Below are 20237 nucleotides of genomic sequence, written 5' to 3'. Positions count from 1 at the left end.
ACAGAACAATATGAATCACAATCAGCCATATATTCTCTGTATTGATGACGATGCACAAGTGTTACGTGCCATTGTGAGAGATCTCAAGCAGCAATACCGCGATAACTATAAAATAATAAGCACGACCGTAGTCAGTGAAGCACTGGAGTCTTTACTGGAACTGAAGAATAAAGGGGAAACGGTAGCTATGTTCATTTCAGACCAGCGTATGCCTGAAATGGAAGGTGTGGAATTCCTCGAAAAAGCGATGGAGTTTTATCCGGATGCAAGACGTGTGTTACTGACGGCCTATTCTGATACGGATGCTGCTATCAGGGCTATTAACTCTGTACAACTGGACTATTACCTGGTGAAACCATGGAGTCCGCCGGAAGAGAAATTGTATCCCATCATCGACGATCTGCTTGGTAACTGGCAGGCAATATACCGTCCGGATTTTAAGGGGATCAAGGTACTGGGGTATCAGTTCTCGCCAAAGTCGCACGCCATTAAAGACTTCCTGGCAGGCAACCTTATTCCCTATCAGTGGCTAGATGTGCAGGCATCAGAAGAAGCTACGCGTCTGCTGAATGTCAATAACCTTTCCATTAAAGATCTTCCGGTGGTTATTTTTGACGATGGAGGCTGTCTTTCATGTCCATCTATCATTGACATAGCCCGTAAAGCCGGTTTGAATCCACAGGTGAAGCTGGATGTCTATGATGTGGTGATCATCGGGGCTGGTCCGGCGGGACTGGCGGCAGGCGTATATGGCGCTTCTGAGGGTTTGAAAACATTATTGATAGAAAAACGGGCTCCCGGCGGACAGGCCGGTACCAGCTCTCGTATTGAGAACTACCTGGGTTTCCCCAGCGGACTAAGTGGGGCGGAACTGACGCGCAGAGCAATTGCACAGGCCACCAGACTGGGTACAGAATTCATTACGCCACAGTCGGTAAAAGATATCAGGCAGAAAGACGGTTATAAAAAAATTGTGCTGGAAGATGGTACGGAGATCAATACACGCAGTGTAATTATTACTACCGGCGTGGATTACCGCCAGCTGGAAACCAAAGGAGTGTCTGACTTCACCGGCGCAGGTATTTACTATGGCGCTGCCACCACTGAAGCAGCTGCCTGTAAAGATAAAGAGGTTTACATTGTAGGAGGAGGTAACTCAGCCGGACAGGCTGCTATGTACCTGTCTAAGTTTGCGAAGAGTATTTATATCATCATCCGCAGAGAAGATCTGACCAGTACCATGTCGGCCTACCTGATAGAGCAGATTGCAGGTACACCTAATATTTCTGTACTGCCCAAGACGGAAATTGCGGAGGCCATGGGAACGGATAAACTGCAGCAACTCTGTCTCTGTAATATTGAGACGAAGGAGCGCAGGCAGGTACATGCAGACGCGCTTTATATATTCATAGGCGCCAAGCCATTCACCGATTGGATTGAGCTGGACATCATTAAAGATGATAAAGGGTTTATTGAAACCGGCAGGGACCTCAAAAACTACGACTCGTTTGGTAAGATCTGGAAACAGAACCGCGACCCTTACCTGCTGGAAACCAGCTGTCCGGGCATCTTTGCCGCAGGAGATGTACGCGCCCATGCCATGAACAGGGTGGCCGCAGCGGTAGGGGAAGGCTCTATGGCGATCAGCTTTGTGCATAAATACCTGGCAGAAGTTAAGTAGCTTTCTGTCTATTTATACGACATTTGCATCCCTGTTTAATTGACTATGAAGGTTTGCATTGCTGAAAAGCCAAGCGTAGCCAGAGATATCGCAGAGATTATCGGCGCTAAACAACGTAAGGATGGATATTATGAAGGCAATGGGTACCAGGTGACCTGGACCTTCGGGCATTTCTGTACCCTGAAGGAACCACATGACTACACAGAACAATGGAAGTTCTGGCGGTTGGAAGACCTTCCTATCATTCCATCCAGCTTCGGCATCAAACTTATAAATAACGGCGGTGTAGAAAAACAATTCAAAGTCATAGAGCAACTGGTACAGCAATGTGAAGAAGTGATCAACTGCGGGGATGCCGGACAGGAAGGAGAGCTTATCCAGCGCTGGGTATTGCTCAAAGCGCAATGTACCGCTCCCGTCAAAAGATTATGGATCTCCTCCCTGACAGAAGAAGCTATCCGAGAGGGCTTCCAGAAACTGAAAGATGCTGACCAGTACAATAACCTCTATGCCGCCGGCAGCGCCAGGGCTATCGGCGACTGGCTATTGGGTATGAATGCCACCCGGCTGTTCACCAAGAAATTTGCAATGGGGAAAACAGTGCTCTCCATCGGGAGAGTACAAACCCCTACGCTCGCCATGATCGTAGCCAGACAGAAAGAGATCAATGCCTTTGTGTCTGAGGAATACTGGGAGTTAAAGACGATATACCGGGAAACAGAATTCACCGCTACCATCGATCGTATCAAAATATTGGACAGGGCTCAGAAAGGGCTGGCCTATCTGCAGGAGCATCCTTTCGAGATCACTTCCTTCGAGAAAAAAGAAGGTAAAGAGGGTAATCCCCGCCTGTTTGACCTCACGGCATTACAGGTAGAAGCCAATAAGAAATATGCTTATTCTGCCGATGATACGCTGAAATACATCCAGAACCTTTACGAGAAAAAGCTGGTCACCTACCCCAGGGTGGATACCACCTATCTCTCGGAAGACCTGCATCCTAAGATTGCAGGAATCATGCAGGATATGACGCCTTATGCGGCATTAACAGCGCCAATTCTTGCCAAGCCTATTCCTAAGCTAAAAACTGTTTTCGACGACAAGAAGGTAACAGATCACCATGCCATTATTCCAACAGGCGTTTATCCGGCCAACCTGGGACTGGAAGAGAAACGTATTTACGACCTCGTGGCAAGGCGTTTCATTGCAGCTTTCTATCCGGAGTGTAAGATCTCCAATACCACTGTACTTGGTAAAGTAGGACAAGTAGAGTTTAAAGTGACCGGTAAGCAGATTCTGGAGCCCGGCTGGAAAGAAGTATATGCCAATGATGTAGCTCCTAAGAAAGAGGGAGAAGAAGAGGAAAAGATCCTCCCAGTATTTGTGGTGGGTGAAAGTGGGCCTCATACTCCGAGAATACATCAGGGAAAGACCTCACCTCCCAAAGCATTTACAGAGGCTACCTTGCTACGTGCGATGGAAACTGCGGGTAAGCAGGTGGAAGATGAGGAAATGCGTGAACTGCTGAAAGATAATGGTATTGGCCGTCCTTCCACACGTGCGAATATTATAGAAACCCTTTTCCGCAGGAAGTATATAGAGAAGCGTAAGAAGAATATTTTCGCTACACAAACGGGCATAGATCTCATAGATACTATTCAGACGGAACTGCTGAAAAGTCCGGAGCTGACAGGTATGTGGGAGCGTAAGCTGCGCCTCATTGAAAAAGGCGAATATGCCATGGAGACGTTTAAGCAGGAACTGATCCAGATGGTCATAGATCTGACCAAAGAGGTAAAAACGGCTAATTATAAGGTGATCACCATTGCTCCTGACCAACCAGCGGAAAAAGAAAAAGACAAGGAAGAAAAGCCTAAAAAAGAAGCGAAACCCAAAGAGCCAAAAAAGGCTGTTGTAATAGAAGAGCAACAGTGCCCTAAATGTAAAGCGCATCTTTTAAAGAAGGGCAATACTGCCTATGGCTGTGCCAATTTTAAGGTATGCGGATTTAAAGTACCCTTTGAAGTATTTGGCAAGAAGCTGACAGATAAACAGATCGCAGACCTCTTAACCAAAGGAAAAACCGGTAAAATAAAAGGCTGGAAACTGACAGGCACAGAAAGTGAAACGGAAGGTAAATTGATTCTCAATGCCGCCTTTGAACTGGCAATAGAGCAATAGTGGCTTGCGCTATTACCTGACAATGCCTCCAAATTCCGTCCGGGTACTATTTTATACACCGGTTGCAGACTTTAATGGTTGCTCCTGCGTGATTGTGGCCGGAGGTATATACGGAATACACGACCATCGTCATCAAAAATGGCTTAACTTACATACATAATTTTTACCCTATATGATGAAAAGTTTTAAAGCCCGCATCTGGGGACTGGTGCGTTGGGCCTCCCTTGTTTTCCTCGTGTTGTTCATTTTCAGGTTTATTTATGGCTATGTTGCCCCTGATGGTCGCCAATCTGGTGACTATAGCAATGACTTCTTTGAGAGCATCAGTAATCTCCGGAAAAACTATGCATCTGAAAAGGTGCAGTTCAAGAGCCAGGGAATTCAGCATCAACCAGATATGGCTGTTTCGCCCAGTCAGAAATATGAGAAAACTGCCTCTGTTAAAACAAAGTCTTCACACTTCGAGCAGGACAGCAGGCAAATCGCGGCACAGACAGAAGCCTTTAAAGCCATTGTGCAATATGAACAGGCACTGGGGCTGAAAGGCAGCAGGGAATTACACCTGATGATCGGTGTGAACCCCGAAGCATTTGATTCCTTTTATCTCGCTGTCCAGAAAATAGGTGTGATCAGGGCAACCCAGATCACCAAAGTAGATAAGACCAATGAGTATCGTCAGCTGAATGCGCAAAAGGCGTCCCTGTTGAAAACGCTGGAATCCCTCAACGAATTAAAATCAAAGCCAGGCCCCATTACGGACCTTGTAGCATTGCACGACAAGATACTTGAGACAGAGGGGAAACTACAGGATTTAGGCGTAGAACTGGGCAATTTCGATACGGAGAATGAGTTCTGTACAGTGAAGCTATCATTGTATGAAGGAGCAACAGAAAAGAAGATCAGTCTTATCCACAGGGTGAGAGTAGCATTGGAATGGACGATACATTATTTTACTTATCTCGTGTTTGCAGCATTGGGCGTATTGTGTGGAGCGTTTGTACTGCTGGTGATCATTGACAGGTTGAAGGTGATTAGTAAGATTGCGAAAAAACTGGAAGAGTGACAACTGTCACCATAAAAACATTTTCCGTTTTGGAGTCCCCATCCTCGGCATATATTCTTAATTTCATATTGTCACCTTAAAACGAGAATCTATGTCAATAAATGAAGCACAGGATAAACTGATCGAGGATGTTCTCCTTTTGGACGATGAAGAAAGCCGTCAGCATTACATAGAAAATATTGCCAGGTCATTGCCGCCGATAGAAGATAAATATAAACACGATCATTATCGTGTACAGGGTTGGATTTCAGATATGTGGGTGCGTGCCGTCTATATCAAGGAAAAAGTATGGTTTACTGCCTGGTCCAGTGACAAAGACAGCAATGGCCTGCTCGCCATGTTCAGCCGGATCTTGTCTGGCAACCATCCAAAGGATATTGCTGATGCAGATATTTATTTCATGAATGAAATATCTGGTCTCTTTCAGCCATTCTTCTCTGTACAGTGGCCATTAATATTGCGTAAGATGAAATCGCAGGCCGTTGCCTACCAGATACAGTTATTACAAGCCATGTAAAAATAAAAGGTCCCGCGGAGTGCGGGACCTTTAAAACAATATGATAAGATTACTCACGGGTTGGTAGACCATAAACCGGCCTCCTTCACAAATGTTCGCCTGTTCAGTTTCAACTGCATTACGATCAGCTCCGCAAAATCTTCAGGTTGCATCACCTTCTCAGGATTACCATCCGTCAGTTTCAGCTCTATCGCCATATCCGTTGCAATTGTACTGGGCGTTAATGTCGTTACCCTTATATTGGATTTACGTACTTCCTGCATCAGCGACTCAGACATACCTATGAGTCCGAATTTAGATGCACTGTATGCGCTGGTCACCGGTGCGCCTTTCTGTCCTGCAGTAGAAGATATATTCACAATATCACCGCTCTGACGAGACAACATGCCTGGCAATACTGCACGTATTACATAATAAGCACCAAACAGGTTCACCTTTATTACCTGTTCCCATTCTTCAGGTTCCAGCTCCAGGAACTTTGCAAACTTACCGATGCCTGCATTGTTGATCAGGATATCAATGCTGCCAAGTGCTGTGCTCATTTTTTCGATAGCTGCTTCTACCGCTTTCCTGTCTGCTACATCAGCAACAGCATATACCACCTTTACACCTGTTCCTTTCAACTCATCAGCAACGGCTTGCAGATCTTTCTCCGTGCGTGCCAGCAAAGCGAGGTTCACTCCCTCTGCAGCCAGTTGTTTTGCCACCGCTTTACCTATTCCCTTTCCGGCACCTGTTACCAGGGCGTTTTTACCTTTTATTGATTCCATGTTTACATATTTGTGGTTTCACCTGCAAAGGTAAGGTTCTACTATAACTTAACTCTTCCCATCGCAGGGTCACTGAATGTGACTTTTCCATTTTCCACATGTCCGGCGTATCTTCTTTCAAATGTCCTGTTCCCAATGATACGTACGCTGAAATCGTACCAGCCGTAGCTCTTGCTTAGATCAAGCACTATAGAAGATTTTGCCCCTGCCGCCAGCACCTTTTTATGATTACCGCTTTTATATGCATGATCAGTGATCTCTACAGTATATGCATGTGTAGTATCAAGATTGTCCAATTGCAGAGAAACGTTGCCCGTAAATGCTTTACCTTTCCGCTCATATCCACACTTCACATCCACCAACGGATCGTTCTCATCTCCCATAAATTCCCTGTAGAAACCATTGGGACCATATACCCGCAGATGATACGAGCCGTTTTCAAATGATGCCAAAGGCCATTTGTCCGTCAGACTGTCTCCTGCTTTTACTGCATAAGCCCATGTTCTCACTGCCTCATAAGTGCCCTTATTTTCCGACAGATACTTACCCGGTGCATATACATTAAACGGTACGCCGGCAGACTGCTTTCCAGCCAGTTCTGTACCGGCTGTGAATTTTATCTCGAAAGACTTCCTGTCACCGCCCGGTTTTCCGTCGACATACAATTCATATGGCAATGCGCATGCCGGACGAATGCCTTCTTCCTGTCTTGCCATATGAGGAGCAGCCGGATCCTGGTTAATAGCTGCGATCTCTGCTGCTGTCAGCTTTTTGAAACCAGAAGGCACTTCTTTAAACTGTGCCTTGTGGATATTTTCAATGAAAGTGTCTTTATCGCCAAACACGGGCAGACGCATTTTCTCCCCGTTATATGGACGAAACACAGCCGTCAGATCTCCACATACAGTGCGACGCCATCCACTGATGTTGCTTTCAACTATTGACTTACCTGTTTTATGACTCAGGTAATGTTCCAGGAACTGCAATACGGATGTATGATCAAATACCTCTGAACAGGCAAGACCTCCACGGCTCCATGGAGAAGCAATGATCAATGGAACACGGTAACCCAGACCAATAGGGCTTTCTCTTACATCCTTTTCGTCCACGCCCTTTTTCCGCAATTCCTGCTCACGGGTCACATACTCCACGCTGGTGTCAATACCGGCAGAGGCGAGACCTGTGCCCGGCCCATGCGGTGGTACAAAAGGAGGCACATGGTCAAAATCACCATCATTCTCATCGTACGCGAGTACAAAGATTGTTTTCTTCCATACCTCCGGATTTTGTGTCAGGATGTCCATTACCTCTGCGACATACCATGCGCCATACCAGGGCGCTCCCGGATGGTCAGAGAAATTCTCCGGCGCCACAATCCAGGACACCATAGGCAGTTCTCCCTTTTTTACATCCTCCCTGAACTGATATAGAATGTCCCCCTTAGGCACTTTCATTGTACGTTCTGTATTACCATCATGATACTGCAGAGTGGTCAGCTGATGATAATCAGGATCTTTTTCATTGGTAGTGAATGCCTTTCTATGTATGTTCTTTTCCCTTTCGGAAAGCAGCTCAAATTTCTCCGGACGCCATTTTACTTCCTCCTCTTTCAGTCTTTCCAGCAGCGTCTGCTTCTCTTTCAGGTCCTTACTCCGCATATCAGTGACGTTGCCAGCCAGGATCTCGCCTTCCAATGTCTTGATAGCAGTGGTCAACCGGAGGATGCTTTGCTGTAAATGTTTATAGTGGGCTATCGAAAACTGAGGTCTATACTGTGAGAAGAACTCAAGCGGATTGTCGGTAAAATTAGCCAGCCAGGCATCCTCTTCACCAGTGAAACCTACTCCCACGCTCAGCTCATTCTGATACACTTTCCAACTAATGCCGTGCTCTTCCAGTCTTTCAGGAAAAGTGGTCCAGCTGGCCGGAACAGGATAATCCACTTCCGAATTACGCACATTAGGCGCAGCATCCGGACTTTGCTTTTCACGAATAGTGCCTGTCCAGAAGTACAGCCTGTTGGGAGTTGTACCGGTCAGCGAAGAACAGAAGTTCTGATCGCACACAGTAAATGCATCTGCCAGTGCATAATAGAAGGGAATATCTTCCCTTGTGAAATACCCCATTGTAAGTGGCAGGTCTTTATATTCTTTATTGCCGGATTGTTTTACGTCCAGCCACCTATCATACTTACCATCATTACGGGCATCCACCTGATTTTCCCAGGAATGCGGAAGAGAACTCATCCAGGTAACCTTAGAGTCCTTAATATCCAAACGGAAAGGAGCATACGTTTCTCCTTCAGCATTTGACTGCAGCCATACAAGATTTTTATTGGGCAGTGTAATCGCACGCGGATCATTAAAGCCTCGTACCCCTCTTAGTGTCCCCAGCGTATGATCGAAGGATCTGTTTTCCTGCATCAGCAATACAATATGTTCCGCGTCCAGAAAGGTGCTTCCTGCATCAGGATCAATAGCCAGCGCTCTTTGAATAGATGCAGGCAATACGCCCGCCAGTCCCGTACCGCCTGATAATAAGGCGGCCTTTTTGATAAAGTCTCTCCTTGTATCCATAGTATCGACAAGATACATAACCTCTGTCAAGCTGAAGCTATATGCCGGTAACTTTCAAAGTAATTTAATACTACCCTGCAGTAACGCACCCGGATATTATTATTATCTTTCGTACAACCAACCGGTACTAATTATGAAGAAGAGACTGTTGCTTTATCCGCTGATCATCGGCTTTTTCGGATGCTTGATCTGGTTTATTATCAGGCAGGGTAATCATCTGAAAATAGATCCAACCTCACAAACAAATAAGGTTGCAGTTACAGCGACACCGGCGCCTGCTGCCTCAGCAGAAGGTGTATGGACCTCGCTTATACATAATGTGCAACATCCTTTAGCGCTGCTCTTGTTGCAGATCATCTTGATATTACTGACAGCCCGGTTATTTGGGTGGCTGGCCAATAAGATCGGTCAACCCTCGGTTGTTGGTGAGATAGTAGCCGGGATTTGTCTCGGACCTTCTCTATTTGGTATGATCTGGCCTGGTGGAAGCGCGTTCGTTTTTCCTGCAGAGGGTTTTAAGAACTTACAGTTCCTCAGCCAGATAGGTCTCGCTTTCTTCATGTTTGTAGTAGGTATGGAACTGGATACACATAAGATGAAGAACAAGGCCCACGATGCCGTGATGATCAGCCATGCCAGCATTATTTTCCCGTTCTTCCTGGGTGTATTACTGGCATATCACATATATCCACAGTTTTCACCTGCCAACGTAAACTTCCTGTCTTTCGCTTTATTTATGGGTATTGCCATGAGTATAACAGCGTTTCCGGTGTTAGCGCGTATCGTACAGGAAAGAAAACTGAGTGGTACGCCACTTGGCCTGTTGGCTATTACCTGTGCGGCTGCCGATGATGTGACGGCGTGGTGTATCCTCGCTGTAGTAATTGCCATCGTAAAAGCGGCTAGTTTGTGGAGTGCTGTGATCACGATGGTCATGGCGCTTATCTTCCTTGGCGGTATGTTGTATGTACTGAAACCGTGGCTGAACAGAAAGATCCTCAAATTACAATCAACGAGTAAAGAGAAATCAGTTGTAGCACTCTCCTTCATGACGCTGCTGTTCTCTGCCTGGGCCGCGGAAGTGATCGGCATTCATGCGTTGTTCGGAGCCTTTTTGGCAGGTGTGATCATGCCTGCCGAGGTATCTGTGCAAAAACTGCTGACAGATAAACTGGAAGATGTAAGCGTATTGTTATTGCTGCCTATTTTCTTTGTCTTTACCGGCTTACGCACCCAGATCGGCCTGTTAGGCCAGGGACACCTCTGGGCTGTATTTGGGCTGATTATGCTCGTGGCAGTAGGTGGAAAGCTGGGTGGTAGCATGTTGACAGCGAAACTGATGGGACAGTCCTGGAGCGATTCGCTCGGAATCGGTGCACTGATGAACACCCGTGGCCTGATGGAACTGGTGGTGCTGAACATCGGTTACGACCTGGGCATCCTTTCTCCTGAAATCTTTGCTATGCTGGTGTTGATGGCATTAGCTACCACCTTTATGACAGGCCCCTTGCTCGATGTGGTGAAAAAAGTGGAGGAGAACCGCTTACATGCCAGCCAGATAGGATAATGCGTTGTACCAATATAAATCAGGAAAGCCGTCATATGCCGACGGCTTTCTCATTTATATCATTGGTCCAGAGTGTTCCTTAGCCCCAGATAGCGGTTGGGGCGGGCATTATAAAACAGGTTTCCACAAATAGCAATAACCAGCATTATCAACTCATGTACGAATCCCAGGATATCCCGCCTGGTTTCATCTTTAATGGCTTTAAACACTACACTGTATTCATGATTATATATTTAGACAAGTATCTAAATACAGACGTAAAAAAGAAAAAGCCTGATCAAATGATCAGGCTTTTTCTTTTTTTGTGAATTATGTTTAACGAAGTGTTGTCTTCTTTAAAGTCGTTTTTTTAGTTACCGGCTTTTTAGCAGTTGTTTTCTTCGCTACTGTTTTCTTATTAGCTGCTTTGACTGTTTTACCTTTTGCTGTTGCTTTAACAGTCCTGGTACTTTTAGCCTTGGAAGCTGTCACAGTCTTTTTGGTCTTAGCCACTGAAGGAGCAGCAATTTTAGCTGGCGCCGGGAAGCGGGATTTATCCAAAGTGGTCGCTTTATCATCCAGCATCATCTGTAAGGATTCTTTCAGGATATCCTCTTTTTCGGCCTGGAATTCTTTCATTTTTTCTTTAGGAATTCTCAGGTCGTAGCTGTTTTCCGGGCCTGCCATCATTTTGGCGAAATCCGGATTCAGGTGCTCAAGTTCTGTCAGTTCCATGTTCAGTTTCTTTGCAATAGCATCCAGGCGATATTTGCCGGAGATATTGAATTCCACCGTATTGAACATTTCTTCTTCTGTCAGTTCGGTAGACGCGTAAGCGGCTGGTGCAGCAGCACTGTTTACAACAGTTTTATTCATATCATCGCCTACACCGAAGAAGTTATTGAACCTATCAAGGATATAACCGGTAGCGATGAATTTGTAAACGTGATTGCGGGATTCTGCGGGCAGGAAGTACTGCATACCCCAGAAATCTGTACGGCCACTGGCGTTCATAGCACGTTGTACGCCGCCGGGACCACAATTGTAAGCAGCTACTACGAGCAACCAATCGCCGAACTGATTATACAGTTCATTCAGGAACTTGGCAGCTGCTACAGTAGACTTATAGAAGTCTTTTCTTTCGTCCACTTTTTTACCCACACTGAGACCGAAGATACGCGCGGTACCAGACATAAACTGCCAGGCTCCTACGGCTCCTACACGGGAACGAGCGTTAGTATTAAAGCTGGATTCGATTACGGCGAGATATTTCATTTCTTCAGGAATGCCATGCTCCCGGAAGATTTTCTCCACCATTACAAAGTAAGGCTGGCCTTTGGACACCATCACCTGCAGATGTTGGCTATACCTGCTGGCAAAGTTATTGATGTATCCAGCTACGATGTTGTTGTTGATCTGTTCATAGACCTTTGGGCTGCTGATGCTGGACGGTAGACTCTGGGCATTCTTGCGCACAGTCTGTGACGTTTCCGAAGGCACAACTACCGTGTCCTTAGGTAAACGTATTTTGTGGTTCAGTACCGTAGTATCCGGTCCTCCATAGGGAGTAACCATCTCTTTAGGTACACCATTGCCACCAATCGCCTCAAAATTCCCTGCACCCAAAGTTGGCAACAGCAGTAGTAAAAAGATTTTCCTCATACACATATTTATTTTAAACAGGAGTAACCCTCCGTATCTGCATTACGTGTTCCGCAATGCTTAACAGGTTTGCTTCGCTAAATTGCTTTGTGATGATCTGTACACCATATGGCATTCCGTTTGAATGCCGCTGCAAAGGTACGGAAATTGCCGGTACCCCTGCCAGATTTGCCAGTACCGTGTAAATATCTGCCAGGTACATGGCTATTGGATCGTCCGCTTTTTCACCTATTTTAAATGCCGTTGAAGGCACTGTTGGTATCATAATCGCATCATACTGGGATAAGATCTCCGACAATTTATCTACCACCAGTCTTCTAACCTGTTGTGCCTTAGTGAAGTATGCATCGTAATACCCTGCACTAAGTACAAAAGTTCCTAGTAATATACGTCGTTTTACTTCTTTTCCAAAACCTTCAGACCTGCTTTTCTTATAAAAGTCGGCCAATTCCAGGTTTTTAAGAGATGTTCTGTGTCCGTATTTTACTCCATCAAACCGGGAAAGATTCGATGAAGCTTCTGCGGTAGTAAGCACGTAATATGCTGGCACTACATAATCGAGATAAGCGAAATCGGCTGCCGTAACAGTATCCCCGGCAGCTTCAAGTTCTTCAAATAAGCTGGTGTATCCTTCCTTCATTTCCTCATCGAGGCCGGGGTGGAACAACGCGTCTTTTAAATACGCGATTTTCCAGGATTTATTGTGCACGATCTGGTAATCAGGTACTTCTTCTTTGGAAGCAGTACTATCATAACCATCGGGCCCTGCGATTATCTGTAGGACCCTTGCCACATCTGCAATATTCCTGCCAAAAATTCCTATCTGATCAAAGGATGAGGCATAAGCAATTAATCCATAGCGGGATATACGGCCATAAGTTGGTTTTAATCCCACAATTCCACAGAAATCAGCCGGTTGTCTTACAGATCCTCCGGTATCACTCCCCAGGCTCACCATACAAAGATCTGCCTGTACTGCTACTGCCGAACCACCGGATGAGCCACCCGGTACACGGGTATTGTCCAATGCGTTCAACACTGGTCCATATGCTGAATTCTCATTGGTAGACCCCATTGCGAATTCATCACAGTTGAGATTGCCAATAATAATAGCATCTTCTGCCAGCAGCCTTTCTACAGCTGTAGCAGAATACAGGGAAGTGAATCCCTCCAGTATGCGAGAAGCAGCGCTTACTTTATGTCCTTTATAACAGATAACATCCTTAATGCCTATCACAATGCCCGCAAGCGCTCCCACAGGTTCCCCGTTCTTTATCCGGGTATCCAGTGCATGCGCTTTCGCAAGGGCTTCTTCCTCAAAAACTTCAAGAAAAGCATTCAGGTGTTTTGTCTGTTCAATTCGGTACAGGTAATACCGTACCATCTCCGTACAGGTTGTTCTGCCGGCGTATAATGCTTCTTGAAAAGCCGATATACTGCTGAATTCAGACAAAGCCAAACCAGTTAATTTCTTATAAAATAATTGCTCAGGTCAAACTTGAAAGCCGGAACCGAATGACGGTTCAGTTGGCATACTGGTATATAGCAGCTAATAGAGTGATTGATGCAATCCCTTTCACAGGCACACTATTCCACTTCACGTTTGAATCAAAGAAACGAGAAATTCTAACTTTCCTGCAAGGCAGGATACCAACTAGGCATTCTTGTGGTCAGTCGTAGCTGGCTGATCTTTCATACCATCTTCGATCTCTTTACGCACATTATTCTTTGCGTCGTTGAACTCACGGATACCTTTACCAAGGCCGCGCATCAGTTCTGGAATTTTTTTACCACCAAACAACAGCAATACAACCAAAGCGATCAAAAGTAATTCTGTCATACCTAATTCCTGGAATAATAAAAGAGGTGATTTAACTATAACGGCAGTCATTTTCTCAGTTTTAAACGTTAAGCAAACAAAGATAGGTAAATATATTCGGGATTTAGGCATACCCTGAATGACCTGCAAAGTTTTAATTCTATTTTAAGAGTCTCCCCTTACGTGGCATCCGGTTTTCATAGACATGAAAAAAACGGGAACCGGAACGGTCCCCGTTATCACTAATTTCCCTGTATTTATACTAAACCCTTTTCTCTTTGATACGGGCAGCTTTACCAGCACGCTCGCGCAGGTAGAACAGCTTAGCCCTTCTTACTTTACCAACCTTATTCAGGATGATCCCGTCAATGTGAGGAGAGAACAGAGGGAATACCCTTTCTACACCTACACCATCAGAGATTTTCCTTACTGTAAAGGATACGGTTGCACCAGTACCCTGTACTTTCAAAACATCACCTTTGAAGGACTGGATTCTTTCCTTGTTACCTTCAACAATTTTATAGTTAACAGTGACGTTGTCACCGGCTTTAAACTTCGGGTAGGATTTCTTACCTGTCAGTTGCTCGTGAACAAAAGAAATAGCGTTCATCTTTCAAATATTTATCGGAGTGCAAAGGTAACTGAGAAATACACAACTTCCAAATAACAACTCCTTTTATTAAAGAATATTTTTTCAACGGATTGACTGTCAACCCTATTTTATAACAGATCCGGACGGCGTTCCTTTGTGCGCTCCAGCGCCTGGTCATGCCGCCAGTTATCAATTTTCTTATGATCGCCGCTTAACAGCACTTCAGGCACCTTCCATCCCCTGAACTCCTCCGGTCGGGTATATACAGGAGGCGCCAGCAGATTGTCCTGAAATGAGTCCAGTAAGGCAGAGGTTTCATCATTCAGTACACCAGGTATCAACCTGCCAATAGCATCCACCAGTACAGCAGCGGCCAGTTCTCCGCCAGACAGTACGTAATCTCCTATAGAAATCTCTTTCGTGACAAAGTGAATACGGATGCGCTCGTCAATACCCTTGTAGTGCCCACATAACAATAGCAGATTCCCTTTCAGGGATAACTGATTGGCGATCCGCTGGTTCAGGGTTTCCCCGTCAGGCGTCAGGTAGATCACCTCATCGTATTTTACCTTCGCCTGCAAGCTCTCAATGGCATTCACCACCGGTTCCAGCATCATTACCATACCCGCTCCTCCGCCAAACTGGTAGTCATCTACCTGCTGGTGCTTGAGCGTGGAATAATCACGCAGATTATGTGTATGTACTTCCAGCAGCCCTTTTGTTTGTGCCCGCTTCAAAATGGAATGCGAAAAGGGACTCTCCAGCAACCCCGGTTGTACAGTAATGATATCAATTCTCATATTTAGTGACTCAAGCAGCCGTTTTTACAGGCCATAATGAACAATAAATGCATCTCCTATTCCAGATAGATATCCAGCAAGCCCTCAGGAAGGTCCACGTGCACGATCTGCTGCTTTTTATCCACCTTTACAAGCGATTGCTCATTGAGTGGTAAAAGCATCTCCTTCTCCCGGAAAGTGACCTTAACCAGCACCTGCATCGGCATTTCTATGACTTCTTCGATCACTCCCAGTTCCCCCTGCTGTTTGTCATGCACCGTATATCCGAGCATAGACAATGGCGAGGAAGAGGCGGCCTGCTTTTTGAAATCATCTTCGCCCAGATAAACAGGTACCTGTACCAGTTTTCGTGCTGCTTCTTTGGTGTCTATTCCTTCCAGCTTGACAAATACATGCTCATGATCCTTCACACTGGTCTTCTGAACAAAGTACGGAATGAAGCTGTTCTTGCGTTCTTCCAGGAACAGTGCTTCCACTCCAGGCAGAGATGTTTTTTTCCCAAGGCTGTGCTTAAGGATCAATTCACCCTGTAACCCAAATACCGATACCAGTTTCCCTATGCTGAAGTAATTATTCATATACGATACGCGTCCTTCCGGCTATGAAAAAGGGAAATATTTGCGTACAAATATTTCCCTTTCAATATGATTCAAAAGCTTAGATTATGCTTCACCACCTTCTGGCTGAGCAGGACTATCTTCTACTCTTCTTACGATTGGAGTTGCAACTCTAGCTTTTTTGTGACTGTCACGACGGGCAGCAACTTTCTGCTCGTGTTCAGCCTGCCATTGTTCGAATTTCTGGAAAGCGGTAGGCTCATCAAACAGACCCAGTTTCACACCTCTCAACAGGTGTTTCAGGTAAAGAACACCTTTGAATGACAGGATTCTTCTTACAGTGTCTGTAGGTTGTGCACCTTTCTGCAACCAACGCAGTGCCTTTTCTGTATCAATGTTGATAGAGGCAGGAACAGTCAGCGGATTGTAAGTACCGATTTTCTGGATGAATTTACCATCTCTTGGCGCGCGAGCATCGGCAACTACGATAAAATAAAAAGGTCTCTTCTTAGCGCCATGACGTTGTAGTCTGATTTTTACTGGCATAAATAATTCGAGTTATTTTTTTGCGAGTTATGAAAAAATATTTAATTGGGGCAGCAAAGGTATTTTTTAAACTTGACAGTTCAAAATATTTTCTGTTAAAAGTCTACAAATTGTAGAATTCCCACCGAATTTTTATCTGCCAAAAGCTCTTAGTCCTTTACCACCAGCTCCAAACTTGTTCATCATCTTCATCATCTGACGCATCTGGTCAAACTGCTTCATGAACTGGTTCACATCCTGGATATTCTTTCCGGAGCCTTTAGCAATACGCTTGCGGCGGCTGCCATCGATAATATCAGGGTTGTTCCGCTCGTACGGCGTCATCGAACCGATCATCGCTTCAATCCCCTTGAATGCGTCATCACTGATGTCGATATCTTTTATAGCTTTTCCGACCCCGGGAATCATTCCCATCAGGTCCTTCAAGTTACCCATTTTTTTGATCTGCTGTAGCTGTTCGCGGAAATCTTCAAAGTCGAACTGGTTCTGACGGATCTTCTTCTCCAGTTTCTTTGCCTGCTCTTCGTTGAACTGCTCCTGGGCGCGCTCTACCAGGGTGGTGATATCACCCATCCCCAGGATACGCTGTGCCATACGCTCAGGATAGAATACATCCAGCGTGTCCAGCTTTTCACCCATGCTCACGAACTTGATGGGCTTTTCCACTGTATACTTGATAGTCAGGGCCGCACCACCACGGGTATCACCGTCCAGTTTGGTAAGTACCACACCGCTGAAGTCCAGGCGATCATTGAAGGCTTTGGCTGTATTCACCGCATCCTGACCGGTCATGGAGTCTACCACAAACAGGATCTCATTCGGTTTCACGGCAGCCTTTACATTAGCTACTTCAGTCATCATCACTTCGTCAACAGCCAGACGGCCGGCAGTATCGATAATAATGATGTTGTTTCCCTGTTGCTTTGCATGCTGGATCGCATTCTGAGCAATCTTTACTGCATCCTTGTTCTCAGGTTCGTTATATACTTCTACCCCTATCTGCTCTCCCAGCACTTTCAGCTGATCGATCGCCGCCGGACGGTAGATGTCGGCCGCTACCAGCAGCGGCTTTTTACCTTTCTTTGTTTTAAGGAAATTGGCCAGTTTACCGGAAAAGGTTGTTTTACCGGAACCCTGCAAACCTGCAATCAGTATTACAGTAGGATTAGCCTTCGTGTCCAGTTCCGCTTCAGTGCCACCCATCAGTTCAGCCAGTTCATCCTTCACGATCTTCACCATCAGCTGTCCGGGAGAAATAGCAGTAATTACCTTTTCGCCCAGGGCTTTCTCCCTTACACGGTCTGTAAAATCCTTTGCAATTTTATAGTTAACATCAGCATCTACCAGCGCCCGGCGTATTTCTTTCACTGTAGAAGCTACATTGATCTCACTGATACGGCCTTCGCCTTTCAGTTGTTTAAACGCCGAGTCGAGCCGCTCTGATAATGATTCAAACATTTTTGTTCTTGTTTAATTTTTTGCCGTTCTGCTATCCGTCCTGTGCGGACTCATAGCTTCAGGGGTTGCAAAAATAATATAAAGTAACTTCTAAACCACCAGAAGGCCGCAAATAACGAAAAAAGGTGAATATCTGCCCGATATTCACCTTTCTCTTATATAAAGTTCTTAATTTTTTATGCTATCACTACCTTGAAAACGATTGTAATCAACTTCCCAGGTAATTCCTCAGCAGTTTACTGCGGGAAGTGGTACGCAGCTTTGTGATCGCCTTGTCTTTGATCTGACGTACCCTTTCACGTGTCAGGCCAAATTTCTCGCCGATATCTTCCAGTGACATAGGATGCTCAACAGCAATACCGAAGTACAGGATGATTACATCTTTCTGCCTGTCTGTAAGCGTAGACAAAGAACGTTCTATTTCGCGGCGCAGTGAATCGTGGTGGTCCAGCTCTTCATCTGCATTTACTGCATTCGGATTAGCGAGTACATCCAGCAGAGAGTTGTCTTCACCGTCAATGAACGGAGCATCCATGGATACGTGACGGGCAGCAACCCCTAAAGTGGCTTCTACTTCTTCCGTGTTGATCTCGAGGATGGTGGCCAGTTCGTCCGGAGACGGCTCTCTTTCAAATTCCTGTTCCAGTTGAGAATATGCCTTGCTGATCTTATTGCTCAAACCCACTTTGTTCAGCGGCAGACGTACGATACGGCTCTGTTCTGCCAATGCCTGCAGAATAGACTGGCGGATCCACCATACAGCATAGGAAATGAACTTAAACCCGCGGGTTTCGTCAAAACGCTGTGCAGCTTTGATGAGGCCCAGATTACCCTCATTGATCAGGTCACTGAGCGATAAACCCTGGTTCTGATACTGCTTTGCAACAGACACCACAAAACGGAGGTTAGCTTTGGTAAGCTTTTCCAGCGCTCTCTGATCCCCCTGCTTAATGCGGATAGCCAGGTTCACTTCTTCCTCCGGAGTAATTAAATCCACCTTCCCAATTTCCTGCAGATACTTTTCCAGGGACTGGGATTCCCTATTCGTGATGGATTTCGTGATTTTGAGTTGGCGCATTGACATAAAGAATCGGAACAGTTACAGGTTAATAAAATGTTACCCTATTTGATGAATGCCAGACAAAAATAAGTTTTTTTAGATAGCTCCCAAAAAAAATAATTGGTTATTAAACCATTTTCAAGCAAAAACGTTTCATCATTCACAACTTATTATTGGAACCTTCAAATTAGGATTTTCCTACAAAAAGCCGTGAAAACAAACCGTGCAGATTGCTAATGTATTCATTATTTTCCTAATAGAATTGTTATTTATAAAGTGTACAAGATTTTCGTCAATTATTAAAAAAAATTGCAAAATAATTTTGACAGAATAAATAATTTTCTATAATTGCAGCCAGATGCTATTGATTTACTAATTACTTGAGCGATGTCTAAGAAAGTGCAATATGAGTTGGAATATCCGGTACGGTGCTCACCAAGTATCTTATACGAATTCCTTTCCACCCCCGCAGGTCTACAGGAGTGGTTCGCAGATAAAGTAGATTACAGGGACAGCGTTTTCTCCTTTTCATGGAATGGTTCCACTGAAGAGGCAGAAGTGCTGGAACAGGAAGAAGATGAATTTATCCGTCTGCATTGGAAACATGCGCCCAAGGAAGAATTCTTTGAATTTCGCATACAGATCTCCGAAGTGACCAATGAAACAATACTGATCGTTAAAGATTTTGCAGAAAAGAAAGAGATAGCCGACCAGAGTCAATTGTGGGATTACCAGGTGAAAGACCTTTTCCACAGGATAGGTAACTAACCGGTCAGTCAGTATTGACAAGTACCTGTAGCAAAAGAGCATAATCTCTTACTACCTCCGGAACTATCTTTCCCCATTCTTCAAAACTATAAGGTTTAGCAAGTTTAATAAAAGAACGCCGGGCGATCAGCTGCTTGAATTCCAGTACCGGTATGGCTGATATTAATTTGTAATTCCCATTTTCTAAATCGTGATGCCAGGGGTCTTCCTGAAGGTAGACCTGAAACTGATGCTCTGCCAGCTGCTGCCAGGCCGATGCAATTGCGTCACTGTACTTCTCCTTCTCCTCCCCTGCCAGATGCAGGGTAGCAACGAAGTAATGTCCCCACCAGAACATGGTGCGGAATGCGAAAATATTGTCCCTGCTGAAAAACCGGGGATAATCCAGTATGATATAGGGCAATTCCTTGTACCGCTCTCCACGGGATATTTTACCTCCCGCCTGCAGCGTGTGCTCCGGAAAAGGAAATGTTTTTGTTTCAGGTTGCGCTTCCAACACCTGTTGTAACTGCCCCATCAAGGTCATTACTTTCTGTAAAACATTGTTTTTCAGATATAACCAATCCGCATTAACTACGAGCGCCTGTTCTGCTGCTGTCAGTGAAATTATTTCCATCCCATAAATTTACGCCGGCAGGTCC

17 protein-coding genes and 1 pseudogene are annotated in these 20237 nt (G+C 45.2%); 6 read left to right on the top strand and 12 right to left on the bottom strand.

Going from position 1 to position 20237, the window contains the following annotated elements; genetic code table 11:
- Nucleotides 1-10: 10 nt before the first annotated feature.
- The 4 genes from L3C95_RS35095 to L3C95_RS06270 all read left to right on the top strand — a co-directional run bounded on the left by L3C95_RS35095 (nucleotide 11) and on the right by L3C95_RS06270 (nucleotide 5442).
- On the top strand, nucleotides 11-1681 hold the full coding sequence (locus tag L3C95_RS35095; protein WP_317207679.1) for an FAD-dependent oxidoreductase: 1671 nt from the start codon (nucleotides 11-13) through the stop codon (nucleotides 1679-1681).
- A 45-nt stretch (nucleotides 1682-1726) separates the two neighbouring features.
- Nucleotides 1727-3862, top strand: a complete 2136-nt coding sequence (locus tag L3C95_RS06280) for a DNA topoisomerase 3 (protein WP_236385939.1) — start codon at nucleotides 1727-1729, stop codon at nucleotides 3860-3862.
- A 172-nt stretch (nucleotides 3863-4034) separates the two neighbouring features.
- Entirely contained in the window at nucleotides 4035-4925 is an 891-nt protein-coding gene (locus L3C95_RS06275) for a DUF4349 domain-containing protein (protein WP_236385938.1), read from the top strand.
- 91 nt (nucleotides 4926-5016) lie between these two features.
- Complete coding sequence (locus tag L3C95_RS06270) at nucleotides 5017-5442, top strand: SufE family protein (protein WP_236385937.1); 426 nt, start codon at nucleotides 5017-5019, stop codon at nucleotides 5440-5442.
- A gap of 53 nt (nucleotides 5443-5495) precedes the next feature.
- Here L3C95_RS06270 and L3C95_RS06265 read toward each other — a convergent pair whose 3' ends face one another.
- Together L3C95_RS06265 and L3C95_RS06260 are read right to left on the bottom strand one after the other, a co-directional pair.
- The gene (locus L3C95_RS06265; RefSeq protein WP_236385936.1) at nucleotides 5496-6212 is read right to left on the bottom strand and encodes a 3-ketoacyl-ACP reductase; all 717 of its coding nucleotides are present in this window, start codon (nucleotides 6210-6212) and stop codon (nucleotides 5496-5498) included.
- 41 nt (nucleotides 6213-6253) lie between these two features.
- Nucleotides 6254-8788, bottom strand: coding sequence for a phosphocholine-specific phospholipase C (locus L3C95_RS06260; RefSeq protein ID WP_236385934.1), 2535 nt, complete (start codon nucleotides 8786-8788; stop codon nucleotides 6254-6256).
- A 133-nt stretch (nucleotides 8789-8921) separates the two neighbouring features.
- On the opposite strand from L3C95_RS06260, the gene L3C95_RS06255 reads away from it, so the two are divergent.
- Nucleotides 8922-10355, top strand: coding sequence for a cation:proton antiporter (locus L3C95_RS06255; RefSeq protein ID WP_236385932.1), 1434 nt, complete (start codon nucleotides 8922-8924; stop codon nucleotides 10353-10355).
- A gap of 315 nt (nucleotides 10356-10670) precedes the next feature.
- Here the strand turns inward: L3C95_RS06255 and L3C95_RS06250 are convergent, their stop codons facing one another.
- The 9 genes and pseudogenes from L3C95_RS06250 to L3C95_RS06210 all read right to left on the bottom strand — a co-directional run bounded on the left by L3C95_RS06250 (nucleotide 10671) and on the right by L3C95_RS06210 (nucleotide 18846).
- On the bottom strand, nucleotides 10671-11996 hold the full coding sequence (locus tag L3C95_RS06250) for a lytic transglycosylase domain-containing protein (protein WP_236385930.1): 1326 nt from the start codon (nucleotides 11994-11996) through the stop codon (nucleotides 10671-10673).
- A 13-nt stretch (nucleotides 11997-12009) separates the two neighbouring features.
- Entirely contained in the window at nucleotides 12010-13449 is a 1440-nt protein-coding gene (gatA, locus tag L3C95_RS06245; protein ID WP_262915819.1) for an Asp-tRNA(Asn)/Glu-tRNA(Gln) amidotransferase subunit GatA, read from the bottom strand.
- 201 nt (nucleotides 13450-13650) lie between these two features.
- Nucleotides 13651-13836, bottom strand: coding sequence for a twin-arginine translocase TatA/TatE family subunit (locus L3C95_RS06240; protein WP_044220993.1), 186 nt, complete (start codon nucleotides 13834-13836; stop codon nucleotides 13651-13653).
- Between the two features lie 241 nt (nucleotides 13837-14077).
- Entirely contained in the window at nucleotides 14078-14425 is a 348-nt protein-coding gene (gene rplS, locus L3C95_RS06235; protein ID WP_089834278.1) for a 50S ribosomal protein L19, read from the bottom strand.
- Nucleotides 14426-14535: 110 nt separating this feature from the next.
- A complete protein-coding gene (gene trmD / locus L3C95_RS06230; protein ID WP_236385926.1) occupies nucleotides 14536-15207 on the bottom strand; it encodes a tRNA (guanosine(37)-N1)-methyltransferase TrmD in 672 nt (223 codons plus the stop codon).
- 56 nt (nucleotides 15208-15263) lie between these two features.
- Nucleotides 15264-15785 (bottom strand): ribosome maturation factor RimM, encoded by a 522-nt coding sequence (gene rimM, locus L3C95_RS06225; protein ID WP_236385924.1) that lies wholly within the window; start codon nucleotides 15783-15785, stop codon nucleotides 15264-15266.
- 273 nt (nucleotides 15786-16058) lie between these two features.
- Nucleotides 16059-16310 (bottom strand): annotated as a pseudogene (gene rpsP / locus L3C95_RS06220) (30S ribosomal protein S16); the annotation flags it as partial.
- 132 nt (nucleotides 16311-16442) lie between these two features.
- Complete coding sequence (gene ffh / locus L3C95_RS06215; RefSeq protein ID WP_236385923.1) at nucleotides 16443-17768, bottom strand: signal recognition particle protein; 1326 nt, start codon at nucleotides 17766-17768, stop codon at nucleotides 16443-16445.
- A gap of 208 nt (nucleotides 17769-17976) precedes the next feature.
- Nucleotides 17977-18846: an RNA polymerase sigma factor RpoD/SigA gene (locus L3C95_RS06210; RefSeq protein WP_044218015.1), complete on the bottom strand. Its 870-nt coding sequence runs from the start codon at nucleotides 18844-18846 to the stop codon at nucleotides 17977-17979.
- A 369-nt stretch (nucleotides 18847-19215) separates the two neighbouring features.
- Between L3C95_RS06210 and L3C95_RS06205 the strand changes: the two genes are divergently transcribed.
- Nucleotides 19216-19596 carry an START-like domain-containing protein gene (locus L3C95_RS06205; protein ID WP_089834283.1) on the top strand — a complete coding sequence of 127 codons (381 nt, stop codon included), beginning with the start codon at nucleotides 19216-19218 and terminating at the stop codon, nucleotides 19594-19596.
- Nucleotides 19597-19600: 4 nt separating this feature from the next.
- On the opposite strand, the gene L3C95_RS06200 is transcribed toward L3C95_RS06205, so the two are convergent.
- Nucleotides 19601-20212, bottom strand: a complete 612-nt coding sequence (locus L3C95_RS06200; protein ID WP_236385922.1) for a hypothetical protein — start codon at nucleotides 20210-20212, stop codon at nucleotides 19601-19603.
- Nucleotides 20213-20237: the final 25 nt, after the last annotated feature.

The sequence above is a fragment of the Chitinophaga filiformis genome, assembly GCF_021646545.1.
Lineage (GTDB): Bacteria > Bacteroidota > Bacteroidia > Chitinophagales > Chitinophagaceae > Chitinophaga > Chitinophaga filiformis_A.
Note: the sequence above shows the minus strand (reverse complement) of the source record. Positions and strands in the feature narration are given on the sequence as shown.

Bases quoted from the DNA above. Each gene is read 5' to 3' on its own strand.
- L3C95_RS35095 (WP_317207679.1), top strand. From the start codon at position 11: ATGAATCACAATCAGCCATATATTCTCTGTATTGATGACGATGCACAA.
- L3C95_RS06280 (WP_236385939.1), top strand. From the start codon at position 1,727: ATGAAGGTTTGCATTGCTGAAAAGCCAAGCGTAGCCAGAGATATCGCA.
- L3C95_RS06275 (WP_236385938.1), top strand. From the start codon at position 4,035: ATGATGAAAAGTTTTAAAGCCCGCATCTGGGGACTGGTGCGTTGGGCC.
- L3C95_RS06270 (WP_236385937.1), top strand. From the start codon at position 5,017: ATGTCAATAAATGAAGCACAGGATAAACTGATCGAGGATGTTCTCCTT.
- L3C95_RS06265 (WP_236385936.1), bottom strand. From the start codon at position 6,212: ATGGAATCAATAAAAGGTAAAAACGCCCTGGTAACAGGTGCCGGAAAG.
- L3C95_RS06260 (WP_236385934.1), bottom strand. From the start codon at position 8,788: ATGGATACAAGGAGAGACTTTATCAAAAAGGCCGCCTTATTATCAGGC.
- L3C95_RS06255 (WP_236385932.1), top strand. From the start codon at position 8,922: ATGAAGAAGAGACTGTTGCTTTATCCGCTGATCATCGGCTTTTTCGGA.
- L3C95_RS06250 (WP_236385930.1), bottom strand. From the start codon at position 11,996: ATGAGGAAAATCTTTTTACTACTGCTGTTGCCAACTTTGGGTGCAGGG.
- L3C95_RS06240 (WP_044220993.1), bottom strand. From the start codon at position 13,836: ATGACAGAATTACTTTTGATCGCTTTGGTTGTATTGCTGTTGTTTGGT.
- rplS (WP_089834278.1), bottom strand. From the start codon at position 14,425: ATGAACGCTATTTCTTTTGTTCACGAGCAACTGACAGGTAAGAAATCC.
- trmD (WP_236385926.1), bottom strand. From the start codon at position 15,207: ATGAGAATTGATATCATTACTGTACAACCGGGGTTGCTGGAGAGTCCC.
- rimM (WP_236385924.1), bottom strand. From the start codon at position 15,785: ATGAATAATTACTTCAGCATAGGGAAACTGGTATCGGTATTTGGGTTA.
- ffh (WP_236385923.1), bottom strand. From the start codon at position 17,768: ATGTTTGAATCATTATCAGAGCGGCTCGACTCGGCGTTTAAACAACTG.
- L3C95_RS06210 (WP_044218015.1), bottom strand. From the start codon at position 18,846: ATGCGCCAACTCAAAATCACGAAATCCATCACGAATAGGGAATCCCAG.
- L3C95_RS06205 (WP_089834283.1), top strand. From the start codon at position 19,216: ATGTCTAAGAAAGTGCAATATGAGTTGGAATATCCGGTACGGTGCTCA.
- L3C95_RS06200 (WP_236385922.1), bottom strand. From the start codon at position 20,212: ATGGAAATAATTTCACTGACAGCAGCAGAACAGGCGCTCGTAGTTAAT.